Annotated in this window: 11 protein-coding genes; all 11 read right to left on the reverse strand. The window is 41.6% G+C overall.

What is annotated here, in order from left to right:
• Positions 1 to 59 precede the first annotated feature (59 nt).
• The 11 genes from Q7J27_06900 to Q7J27_06950 all read right to left on the reverse strand — a co-directional run bounded on the left by Q7J27_06900 (position 60) and on the right by Q7J27_06950 (position 11,557).
• Complete coding sequence (locus tag Q7J27_06900; protein MDO9528872.1) at positions 60 to 293, reverse strand: hypothetical protein; 234 nt, start codon at positions 291 to 293, stop codon at positions 60 to 62.
• 152 nt (positions 294 to 445) lie between these two features.
• Positions 446 to 1,411: an IS1595 family transposase gene (locus Q7J27_06905; GenBank protein ID MDO9528873.1), complete on the reverse strand. Its 966-nt coding sequence runs from the start codon at positions 1,409 to 1,411 to the stop codon at positions 446 to 448.
• 57 nt (positions 1,412 to 1,468) lie between these two features.
• On the reverse strand, positions 1,469 to 1,846 hold the full coding sequence (locus tag Q7J27_06910) for a transposase (GenBank protein MDO9528874.1): 378 nt from the start codon (positions 1,844 to 1,846) through the stop codon (positions 1,469 to 1,471).
• A 43-nt stretch (positions 1,847 to 1,889) separates the two neighbouring features.
• Positions 1,890 to 3,767 carry a nucleoside-diphosphate sugar epimerase/dehydratase gene (locus tag Q7J27_06915; protein MDO9528875.1) on the reverse strand — a complete coding sequence of 626 codons (1,878 nt, stop codon included), beginning with the start codon at positions 3,765 to 3,767 and terminating at the stop codon, positions 1,890 to 1,892.
• A 236-nt stretch (positions 3,768 to 4,003) separates the two neighbouring features.
• On the reverse strand, positions 4,004 to 4,195 hold the full coding sequence (locus Q7J27_06920) for a hypothetical protein (protein ID MDO9528876.1): 192 nt from the start codon (positions 4,193 to 4,195) through the stop codon (positions 4,004 to 4,006).
• A gap of 83 nt (positions 4,196 to 4,278) precedes the next feature.
• A complete protein-coding gene (galE, locus tag Q7J27_06925) occupies positions 4,279 to 5,271 on the reverse strand; it encodes a UDP-glucose 4-epimerase GalE (GenBank protein MDO9528877.1) in 993 nt (330 codons plus the stop codon).
• Positions 5,272 to 5,434: 163 nt separating this feature from the next.
• Positions 5,435 to 6,556, reverse strand: coding sequence for a UDP-4-amino-4,6-dideoxy-N-acetyl-beta-L-altrosamine transaminase (gene pseC, locus Q7J27_06930; protein MDO9528878.1), 1,122 nt, complete (start codon positions 6,554 to 6,556; stop codon positions 5,435 to 5,437).
• 21 nt (positions 6,557 to 6,577) lie between these two features.
• Positions 6,578 to 7,597: a UDP-2,4-diacetamido-2,4,6-trideoxy-beta-L-altropyranose hydrolase gene (gene pseG, locus Q7J27_06935; GenBank protein MDO9528879.1), complete on the reverse strand. Its 1,020-nt coding sequence runs from the start codon at positions 7,595 to 7,597 to the stop codon at positions 6,578 to 6,580.
• 1 nt (position 7,598) lies between these two features.
• Entirely contained in the window at positions 7,599 to 8,675 is a 1,077-nt protein-coding gene (locus Q7J27_06940) for a GNAT family N-acetyltransferase (protein ID MDO9528880.1), read from the reverse strand.
• The gene (gene pseI / locus Q7J27_06945; GenBank protein ID MDO9528881.1) at positions 8,668 to 9,720 is read right to left on the reverse strand and encodes a pseudaminic acid synthase; all 1,053 of its coding nucleotides are present in this window, start codon (positions 9,718 to 9,720) and stop codon (positions 8,668 to 8,670) included. The genes Q7J27_06940 and pseI overlap by 8 nt, the downstream gene beginning before the upstream one ends.
• Positions 9,721 to 9,760: 40 nt before the next feature.
• Positions 9,761 to 11,557 (reverse strand): thiamine pyrophosphate-binding protein, encoded by a 1,797-nt coding sequence (locus Q7J27_06950; protein ID MDO9528882.1) that lies wholly within the window; start codon positions 11,555 to 11,557, stop codon positions 9,761 to 9,763.
• Positions 11,558 to 11,723: the final 166 nt, after the last annotated feature.

Genomic DNA, 11,723 nt, shown 5'->3' on the forward strand with positions numbered 1-11,723 from the left:
TGAAGATCATATCTTCACATGTTTAATTTGTTGACCCATTCTTTAGCTAATTCGCTTTCTTAAGCGGCTGCAAGGAATAAGGTTAATAGTGAAAAATGCAAGGATTTTGCTGAAAGGTGTTGTTTGCGAAATGCAGGATTATTAATTTCCTTATTAAACTTTTCCCACAAATATAATGCCTCTTTTGAATTTGCCGAAAACAAACTGAAGGCAAACTGGGTATCGCATATCTCAGGTTTCTTAATATATTCTCCATAACTACTCCAGGGATAGGCCTGAACCTCTTTAACCATCCCCGCCTTCATTGGATTTTGATGGATATATCTCATTGCTGCCAAAAAATATTTATCTGTCTCAACTGCTTCACTTTTATACCGGTCTTGAAATAAATGGCCTCTCCGGCTGTATTTCCAATAAGGGGGTATCCCCTTAGCTCCTCTTCGTTCTAAAAATAATTATGATCCCAGTCATAGCCGCCGGTTATATCGCCCATAGTTATCGAGTTAGTAGTTACCGCTTGTTCAAGGAGCCTTCGAAAGACAAGACCACGGCTTCGAGAGGTACGACGATTAAACCTGAACGTGTATTCCTCCAAGTAGGATTGTAGGTGATTGGGTAGCACGGATCCTTGGTGTGTACCAAGAATCCATCGTTTCACGAGACTTGCGACCCGGTGGACCCCTGGCATAGAAACATGGGCAGGATCACCAGAAGACGATAGCACCTGCATATCTCGAGTGTATCCGCATTTAGGTAATCCGTTATAGCCACGCCACCCATCGGTGCATACTATCGATTCTGGAGCAACAACATCCTGCACAAAGGGTAGCAAACTATCACCAGATAAGTCTGGAATACAACGCATCCGCACTCGCCCAAAACCTTTGGGCTGCTTGATCTCTATGGCAATAACCACAATGCTTTTGATGGTGCCGCGACCGCGTTTACCGCCATGTTCTTTGCCACCGATATAAGTTTCGTCCACTTCCACGATGCCAGATAACGGTTTTCGTTCACTGTTTACCATCGCCACCCGAAAGCGCTGTAGCAGCATCCAAGCTACTTTATAGCTTGTACCGATAGTACGCTCTAAAGTTTTGGCCGACATACCGTTCTTAGCGGTGGTCACATGCCAGGCCGCTTCAAACCAAGTTGTCAAAGGTGTCCGCGTCTTATCGAAAATCGTTCCCGCCGTTACGGACGTTTGATAACGGCAGATTGGGCATACCAGACGACCACGACTTTGGTTCCACGGTGTTGAAGTTGTCTTACATGACCGACATGTAAATTCCTCGGGCCAACGCAACTTCGCCAAAAAGGCTGCACATGCAGCGTCATCAGGAAACATTTTCACGAATTCTCGGTATGTGTTTGGGTAGTCGCCATGCTGTGTAGTCAACGTTGATTTCATGGTTTTACCACCTTGCAATTGCAAGAATTTTACGTTTACATCATACCACAAGAGGAGCTAAGGGAATACCCCCCTTTTCCAATTATACCAGTAAACATAGCTTGCCCCAATTCTGCGAAAGGCGACCCCTAAATCTTCTTTCCCTTCTTTCATCAGTAAATGTATATGATTGCTCATTAAGCAGTAGGCATATATCTCATACCCACTGTTTTCTTTATATGTCTTAATTGTCTCAAGATATTTCTGATTGTCCTGATCATCTTCAAAGATCCGCTGTTTATTAATTCCCCTTAATACCACATGATAAATTCCTGAGCTGCTTTTCTCTCTGGCTCGTCTTGGCATATAGTCACCCCTGTTTAGAATAGCAAAATATATGATTTCTGTCAACACAAAAGAACCGTCCCCTTGTGTTTCCCTTGTGTTTCTTGTCATGTAACCTACGCTCCCCTTAACTTTACTCGGAGCCCTATGACAACTATCCTAACACAGGGGGTTTTAAAATCCGCACCCCTCCAGGAATTTTTTTGAATTCCAAAAGCGGACTCAGATCCCCACCTACTATCCGGGAAAGATATTCCATCTCTTTTTTAATTTCATCCTGAGGGCTCAAAGTATCAGGGGCAATGAAGATGCGCTCGTGCGTTGTCTTCATGAAGTTTTCCTTATCGTTAAAAAGCTCCTCGCACAGCTTTTCCCCCGGCCTCACCCCGGTATATTTTATTTCAATATCCTCCCCCGGCTTGAGACCCGACAAAAGAATCATATCCCTGGCCAGATCCATAATCTTCACAGGATCACCCATATCCAGAATAAATATCATGCCCTTTTCTCCCAATGCTCCCGCCTGGATAACAAGCTGCACCGCCTCTGGAATGGTCATAAAATAGCGGGTCATATGGGGATGAGTTACAGTAAGCGGACCGCCCCTTTTGATCTGCTCCCTAAAAAGGGGTACCACGCTTCCCTGGCTCCCCAGGACATTGCCGAAGCGGACAGCGCAAAAAACACAGCTGCCGTTACTGCGTGCCCGGTGCTGCATATAGATCTCCGACGCTCTTTTCGTGGCTCCCATAACACTGGATGGCTTCACCGCTTTATCGGAGGAGATAAAGACAAACCTCTCCACACCATAACGTTCGGCCAAGTCCACCAGATTTTTCGTACCATAAACGTTATTTTCCACTGCCTCCTCAGGATTAAGTTCCATGAGAGGCACATGCTTGTGGGCAGCGGCATGAAAGATAACCCGGGGTTTATATATCTGAAAGACCTTCTCTAAAGCCTGCAGGTCCTGAATATTCCTGATCAATGGATACATCTTCAGCTCGGGGTTTTTCTGCTCAAGCTCCCTGTTTATGTAAAAAATGCCGTTTTCATCGCAGTCCAGCAGTATCAGCAGCTGGGGGCCGAGTAAAGCCACCTGGCGGCAGAGCTCAGATCCGATCGAGCCTGCAGCACCGGTAATCATGACGACCTTGTTTGCCAAATAGCCGGAGATTTCCTGGATATCAACTTCCACAGGGTCTCTTTTTAAAAGGTCCTCAATCTCCACCTCTTTGAGCTGGGTAAGGCTAACCTGTCCCCCCAAAATTTCAAACATCCCGGGAGCAGTCTTTAATTTGACCGGCAGATCCTTGCAAAGATCGATTATGCTGCGCTGTTGGCTGTAGGAAGCAGAGGGCATGGCAAGGATAATTTCTTTAATTCCCCTCTCCTCCACTACCTGTTGAATATTCTCCCGTTTTCCCAGTACAGGCAGGCCATGAATAATCTGCTTCTGCTTATTGGGATCATCATCAATAAAACCAACAATCTTTGTACCCAGTGCAGCCTGGTGTTTTTTCAGCTCATCAGCAACCATCACCCCGGCATCACCGGCTCCAATAATTAAAACAGGCTTGTCCCCGTTGTTGTTTCCCTCTATTTTTTTCAGGTACTTAACAAGCACCCTCAGGAAAAAACGGGAACCCCCGATGAAAAAGAGCAGCAATACCCCAAAAATTACATAGACACTACGTGGAAGCGGGAGATTGAAATACCAGCTGTAAAGGTAGTTGATGGCAGAACCTGACCCCACAGCAAAGACAATCAGCATAAGCTCGTCCACGCTTGCATAGCGCCACAATCGTTTGTAGATACCAAAACAAATAAATATGATGATATGCAAACCGATTACCGGCCATAGCAGTTTTTCAAAATTTCCCATAAAAAACGAAGGAATATGCCCCTCAAAGCGCAAAACAAGGGCCATGTACAAAGCCGAGCCTATTAGTACAACATCTCCTAAGGCCAGAACAAACTGTTTAAATTTATTATTAAATCCTAACAACTCTATCACCTCTACCGTTACCAAGGTTCCCCATAAACTTTTTTCTTATGACGTTTTTGGAAATGGGGATCCTATTAAAAAAAACCAGCTTGTCCCCAACATCATTCCGCTTTCCGTAAAGAAATAAGCCCAGACCGCCCTAGTATCAGCTAATTTAATAAATCTCTTTTAAATTACATCTGCTACATTTATTACAAATTATATCACAACATGCCATTAATTTCTTCAGGTTCTTACTTCCTTCAACATTATCTTTAGGTCTAAATGAAATCGGGGAAAGGAAACAACAACTCCGTCCCTCTTCCCAATCTTTCCAACACAAATGTACATGCACAGTAAACAGAATATCCCAGTCCCAGACGCTCTTTATGGCGAACATAATGTATATTCACGATCTCGGAAACTTCCCGCATCATTCTTAGCTCCTCGTCCTGGCCCTTTTGCTTAAGCATAGCTAAAAAGCTCTTATGAAGATGGCCAGCTGAGATATCTTAAACCCTATGAATTTAGTCACCAAGACAGATCGAGACCCAGCCTACCTAAGCAACCGCTCAAACCTCCAAGCATCCTTGACCATCTCTTTAATCCCACGCTTCGTCTTCCAACCAAGTTCCCTTTCAGCTTTACTTGCATCGGCATAGCATGAAGCAATGTCACCAGGTCTACGATCAACGATTTCAAAAGGAACTTTGATCTTATTAACTTCTTCAAAGGTATGCACCAGTTGTAAAACTGATGTGCCTTGGCCAGTCCCAAGATTGTAGACATGGACACCTTCGGTTAATTTCTCAATAGCTGCGACATGCCCTTCCGCCAAGTCTACTACATGAATATAGTCTCTGACGCCGGTACCATCTACCGTATCATAATCATTCCCAAACACTCTTAGTTTCTCCAGTTTATCTTTTGCCGCCTTGGTCACAGATGGCATTAAGTTGTTTGGAATGCCATTAGGATCCTCCCCAATCAGCCCACTCTCATGAGCACCCACCGGGTTGAAGTAACGCAACAATGACACCGCAAATCCAGGATTCACTTTCGCAACATCCGTCAGGATCCGCTCACTCATCGCCTTAGTCTCCCCATAGGGATTCGTCGTCGGCAACAGATCCATGGTCTCCACGAAAGGTACATCATTCTCCCCATATACAGAAGCTGAGGATGAAAATACAAATTTCCCTACACCATATTTCAGGCACGCCTTACTCAATACCATGGTGCTGACAGTGTTATTATAATAATACGCCAGTGGCTTCTCCATAGACTCTCCTACCGCCTTAAGCCCTGCAAAATGAATCAAGCCATCGATTTGGTGGGTAGAGAAGATGGAGTTGACGGCTTCTTCATCGGTTACGTCGATTTTGTAGAAGGTGAGATCTTTACCTGTAATCTGTTTTATTTTGTTTATTGATTCAAATTTACTGTTACACAGATTATCAGCAACAATAACTGAATGACCTGCTTCTATTAAAGCAACACAGGTATGAGAGCCTATATATCCGGCACCGCCAGTAATGAGAATTTGCATTCGGTGGTTCACCTCTCAATCTCACTTAAGACTCTTGTTATTTCATAAAACTGCCCCATTAGGGGAGACATTCCTTAAATACATATCACGTTTCACATTATATACAGACTTGCTCAGGGGTTTTTGTGAAAATTTGTAGTGTCTACTATAAAGTAGCTATATACTAGAATAATCCTTTCACCGCATTAATCACATACTCGACCTCTTCATCAGTTAAGGATGGATACATTGGCAAACTGATCAACCTACTATACAGTGCCTCGGCATTGGAACAGCAAACATCTGCGTAACCGTTTTTCTGATAATACGGATGTTTATGAACCGGAATATAATGGACATTTACACCCAATCCGGCAGCACGCAATTTATCATATGCTTCTATCCGTGGCATTTTGGTAACCTGTATTGCGTATAGATGATAACTGTTTTTACATCCTTCTGCCTGATAGGGAGTTATGACCCCTACAACGTCAGCAAAAGCTTCATCGTACCTTGCAGCAATCTCACGTCTGCGCTCAACAAACTTATCAATCTTCTTCATTTGGCTTATGCCCAAAGCGCACTGGAAATCCGTTATTCGGTAGTTATACCCTAGTTCGAGCTGCTCATAATACCAACCGCCTTCATAATTAAGCATGAGGTTTTCTTCTCTTGTTATACCATGTGAACGGAAGAGCTTTAAACGCTCGTACAACTTTTCAGTATTCGTTGTAACCATACCGCCCTCACCGGTTGTAATGTGCTTAACCGGATGGAAGCTAAACCCTGTCATATCTGACATTCCACCGATTTTCTTGCCTTTATATTCCGCGCCAAGAGCATGTGCGGCATCCTCTATGACAATCAAATTGTATTCGTCGGCAATCGCATGGATTGCATCCAAATCGCAGGGCTGTCCGGTTAAGTGCACCGGTATAATCGCCTTCGTCTTTGATGTGATTTTACTCTTAATATCTTCTGGATCAATATTATACGTCTTCGGATCAATATCGGCAAACACAGGTGTTCCCCCGCAATATAACACACAGTTCGAAGATGCCGCAAAAGTGATGGGGGTTGTAATGACTTCGTCGCCTTCACCAATCCCTGCGGATAGACAAGCCACATGCAAAGCAGCAGTTCCGCTGGAAACAGCAACAGCGTATTTCGCCCCCACATATTCCGCAACGTTTTGTTCAAACTCTGCTATTTTCGGACCGGTTGTCAGGTAATCAGACCTGAGAACCTCGCATACGGCTTGAATATCATCTTCATCAATTGTCTGTCTTCCATAGGGTATGTACACAGTTTTTCCTCTCCCTCTTGCTTATAAGCCAAATACATCTTTAACAATTCTATCAACACCGAAGCCATCGACTAGAGATTGCATAGCTTGGGATTTTTGTTTTCTAACTTCATAGTTATTTATATAGTATCGAATTTTTTCTACTATTATTGCTATGCACTCATCCATCCCATTTCTTACATCACCTGAATAAAGTATTAAGTCCATATTATCAAGAGCTTCAGCTCCTAATACTTGATTGTCAGCAAATGTAAATGACACCGAAGGCACACCGCATGCACATAATTCATACATCGTTGAACCACCTGCAGTTACTGCAATTTCACATTGTTTCATCAAGTCCGACATATTTTTCACGTTTTTATGTACATGAATATTGGGGCATAACTGCAGATCAATTTTCTCGTTAATCTTACTGTATCTTCCTGCGATAATATGTAGATTGATATGGGAAAATCTTTCGTCTTTAATCAATGCTTCAGTCAAATGCTCAGAAGCTCCATAAGTATCCGAACCACCAGTGGTTATCAACACATTTTCAACAATTTCATTGACTGTGCAATTAATCCCATGAAATTCGCTGCGGAGTGGAGCGTACTTTGGTCCCAATATCAGCTTCGTATTTGTTTCCTTATACGTTTGGGCATAATTAAAAATATTAAAGTAGGCGTTATAATTAATTAAGGTGTTAACAGGATATTTGAATTTATTGATATCATCTATATAGATCAGGTCCACATATTCAGTTATCTTTCTCAAGTATTCCTCTGTCACGTAATAGCTGTCCACAAGTAGCTTATCAACACGATATCTACAGATGATATCCGTTAATATATCGACTTCAGAATCCATGTCATCCCATTTTGTGTCAAGCTGTACCGCTTGAAATTGATATTGTTCTGAGAGTCCTTTTGCCCTCTCGTCTGCCGAAATAAAAAGTATGTCGCTTTTTGCATTTCGTAACCCTTGCGCAATAGAAAGGCAACGCATAAAGTGACCTGTTGCAGTTATTTCATTAACGTCTACTCTTATACCTATCATGTTAGCACTCTCTCTTGAATTCTGATATAACCATGTCCCAATTGAACTTTTTTCCTATTATATACTTATGGAAATCTCGTCTGTTGTGATACGAGCCACCTGTGGGTTGAGAGATCGGTGTTATCACTCCGTTGACGATTTCGTTCCAATGTTCAAGTAAAAGGGACACTGCGGCATCATTCAGAGCATTATAACTTGTGCGGAATGTTTCATTATCTTCATTAAAAGTCAATTCTTTCTGGCAGAGAATATCACCTGTATCCAAACCTTCATCTATCAAATGAATGGTTACACCTTTGGGAGTATTATCAATAAAACTCCAGAAATTCGGATCTGACCCTCTGTTCCACGGCAGCATTGAAATATGAATATTAAGCATCTTACCACACATGTAATCAATCAGTCTTTTCTGGATTATGTGAGTATAATTGTAGCTAATAACATATTTGGGTGACTCAATTGCCAATAATTCATCGTCAATTGAGTCACTGTAAATCGTTATATCTTCACCAGTTTCTTTTAATGCATCATAAAGTGTAAGAGAGTTTCTGTTATTAGTTAATAACAGTACCCCCCCACTAGGATTTTTACAATCAATTGTAATTCCGCTGTTTATTGGAGTTAATTCCTTAAAATATAAATAATGTTTTTCGTTTTCATCATATGTACCTGTATATCCATTGTCTTCAAAAACCTTTTGAGATGCTACATTATTACTCCTAACAATAGCTTTTATACACCGAATATCCGATTTATCGATAACGATTTTTTTCTCCACAAGCCGTATGATGATTTCACCATAACCCAGACCTCTATATCTTTTTGATATGATATAGTTGATTTTCGCTATATGCTCGCTGCAATCAAGCCTAATTTGACCTATCTTTGATTCAGTATCACACAGCATATATATAACAGTGTTTTCGTCTGCCATATAGTTCTCAAACCAATGTTTGTGGTCATAACAAGATATTATTTCTGTATTAAATGGGTTGCTACGAACTTGTTTATCATTGGCCCATTCATACAACAAATCCACATCTGACCACTCGGCAGGTCGCAAATATACATTACTCATCTTCAAACTCTCCGTCGCATATCGTTTCCTGGCTGATAGGAGTGCCGAATTTCATATCGCAGGCAGCTTTCTTTCCAATAATACACTTGTAGAATTTCGGCTTCATGCCATAACCCGGTCTAACACATCGAACGTTCTCTTCCGTTATTATCTCGCCTTTTTCTATATCTTTTGAGGCAAACAATGAACGCCGGAAAACAGTACTGCTTTTTTCTCTTTCAGATAGTTCATAACATACGCTTCCTTTAGCTGCTATCACTGTTCTAAGGTCACTAATCATAGCGGAAAACTCATTCGGTTCCATTGAAAAAGCAGAATCAGGATTTTCAATTTCACGGCTTAAACAAAAATGCTTTTCAATGACACACGCTCCAAGACTTACACCTACTACAGCAGCGAGGCTTCCCATGGAGTGGTCAGAAAGACCTACAGGCACACCGAAACGCTCTCTCATATCCGGAATTACCGCAAGATTCATATCCGAATAATTCGCCGGATATTCGCTGCAGCATTTGAGCAAAACTATTTGATCGTTTCCTTGTCGTTTACAAGCGTCGACGGCATCTTGAATTTCATCAATTGAGCCCATCCCGCATGAAATTACTAGCGGCTTACCCTTACTCGCAGCGTACTCAATCAAAGGAATGTCTACTAGTTCAAACGAAGCTATTTTAAAAAACTTAACACCAAGTTCAACGAGAAAATCAACGGCTGTTTTGTCAAATGGGGTAGATAAGAAATCTATCCCTGCTTTATCACACTCGTCTTTTATCGCTTTATGCCATTCCCAAGGAGTATAAGCTTCTTTATACAGATCATAAAGTCTGTATCCATCCCAAAGACCAACCTTGATTCGGAAAAACTCATTATTACAATCAAGCGTCAGAGTATCCGCGGTATAGGTTTGAATCTTCAGGCAGTCTGCTCCAGCTTCTTTAGCGGCGCGAACTATCTCTAGAGCGTTATCTAGTTTTCCCGCATGATTTGCTGACATTTCGGCAATAGCATAAACTCCACTTGAGTTGATAACATCATACAATTTCATCTTTCCACCACTTTCAATACGATATCGACGTGGCCATCATTCATTCCCAATCAGGCATATTTAGCTTTTGCTCTTCTCTTGAAACAAACGGATAAAGATCCTCAAGCAAAGACGAGGTAAATGTTCCATCAGGATTAGCAATCGTCACTGATTTGGGTATTTCATCAAAATTTATAGAACCCACAACTTCACAGAGAACCGGATGGTTATCACTCATTACTATGTTCAAAATGGAATCAATTTGCTGGTTATTCTCTATAATTAAGTACTTCAGTCCGTATGTTTTAGCCACATCCCTTAAGGAAGGGAAACGCAGTCCGCTTTCCTCGTTACAGCCTGCAAAACGTGCAGCAAAATTGTTTATTTGCATCATCAATATCGACGCATAACCACCGTTAGATAGCACAAAAAGCTTGAGCGGCAATTTATATGTGCCAATTAACGCCAATTCCTGAATATTGTGCTGTAAACTACCATCACCTTCAAAAACAAGAGTTCGGCGCTTCCCGCTTGCAATACAACACGATATCGCACTTGGAACACACCATCCCATTGACCCTATTCCCATGGAAGAAATAAACCTCTGATTCGGCTTTAATTTATATGCCATATGCGATATTCCACAGGTGCGACCGGAAGAAGACCCAACGAAAATATCTTCTGCAGAAGAATGATCGGACAGCTTTTCCGCAAACGTAAAGCCATCAACTTTTCCTTCATTTGACACAGGCTGAATCTCTTTATTGAGTGGATACTTTTTCTTGATATATCTGCAATAATTCAACCATTTTGCACGCTGTTTTGGGTCATGTTCGCTTTTTTGCTTGGCGAAAGCATCTAAGAACACACCAGCATGAGTTATGATTTTCATGTCAAACGGAATCGATAGTTTATCAACCTCACCCTTGTCTATATCAACAATAATTTTTCTTGCATTAGGGGCAAAGCGGTCTTCCGCATAAGCTGTTATTGCTGGATTAAGGCGGGTTCCGATTATTAACAGAAAATCTGTGTTTTGCAAAACGTAGTTTGAATAACGAGTTGTTGGAATGCCCGGTGATCCCATAAATAGCTCTTCATCGTCACCGAATACACCTTTTGCTCTCCATGTTGCAAGGGCAGGAATTTGAAATTTGTTACAAAGCTGGTGAACAAGCTCACCCTTTCCTGCGGCTACAATGCCATGCCCGATAAGTATCGCAGGTCGGTTAGACACGTTAAGCATTTTATAAATATCTGAAATTTGTGTTTTTTCTGTGCAGTAATCCTCAACTAATCCCTCAATTTCGGGATCGAAAGAAACAAGTGAAGATTCATCAACTTGTGAACCTTGAATATCCAGTGGTACATCAATCCATACCGGACCACGTCGACCATGAGTTGCCAGATAGATTGCTTTTTCTAGATAATAACGAATCTTTTCTTTATCCAGAACTATTATAGCATATTTAGTTATCGGTGTTACCAAGGGGATTATGGCAACTTCCTGGGCACCATATTGACGTAATCCACGCAGTTGGCCCATTTGTTCAATTCTACATTGCCCCGAGATAAATAAAACGGGTGTGGAATCAAGCCAAGCTCCGGCACAGCCTGTTACGGCATTAGTTGCACCGGGACCGGTTGTTAGAAGACATGCGCCCAGATGATTGGTGTATTGTGCATAACTGTCAGCACATATACCGGTAGCTTGCTCATTAAGGTTGAAAACCAGATTTAAGCCTTCTTGCCTGGCAACACTATCAAGCAGGTGCATTATTCCTCCACCTGATATTAAGAAAAGATCTTTTATTCCGTTGTCTATTAAGAACTTTGCTACATAATCAGATACTTTCATAAATAGTTCACCTCGGGCTTTCAATCTTACATTCAACAACCTAAATTTTCCCAAATGCAATATTTGTAATGGCTGACGCTAATTCATAAAATAAAAGTAAAAAAAGTTGCTAAAACAGCGATAATTTCCATATTTTACCTGGTACTTTTGGTACGGTTCTAGTATG

The organism is Syntrophales bacterium (assembly GCA_030655775.1).
Classification (GTDB): domain Bacteria; phylum Desulfobacterota; class Syntrophia; order Syntrophales; family JADFWA01; genus JAUSPI01.

Coding starts and splice junctions, on each gene's coding strand:
- Q7J27_06900 (MDO9528872.1), bottom strand. CDS start 293: ATGGTTAAAGAGGTTCAGGCCTATCCCTGGAGTAGTTATGGAGAATAT.
- Q7J27_06905 (MDO9528873.1), bottom strand. CDS start 1,411: ATGAAATCAACGTTGACTACACAGCATGGCGACTACCCAAACACATAC.
- Q7J27_06910 (MDO9528874.1), bottom strand. CDS start 1,846: ATGACAAGAAACACAAGGGAAACACAAGGGGACGGTTCTTTTGTGTTG.
- Q7J27_06920 (MDO9528876.1), bottom strand. CDS start 4,195: ATGCTTAAGCAAAAGGGCCAGGACGAGGAGCTAAGAATGATGCGGGAA.
- galE (MDO9528877.1), bottom strand. CDS start 5,271: ATGCAAATTCTCATTACTGGCGGTGCCGGATATATAGGCTCTCATACC.
- pseG (MDO9528879.1), bottom strand. CDS start 7,597: ATGATAGGTATAAGAGTAGACGTTAATGAAATAACTGCAACAGGTCAC.
- Q7J27_06940 (MDO9528880.1), bottom strand. CDS start 8,675: ATGAGTAATGTATATTTGCGACCTGCCGAGTGGTCAGATGTGGATTTG.
- pseI (MDO9528881.1), bottom strand. CDS start 9,720: ATGAAATTGTATGATGTTATCAACTCAAGTGGAGTTTATGCTATTGCC.
- Q7J27_06950 (MDO9528882.1), bottom strand. CDS start 11,557: ATGAAAGTATCTGATTATGTAGCAAAGTTCTTAATAGACAACGGAATA.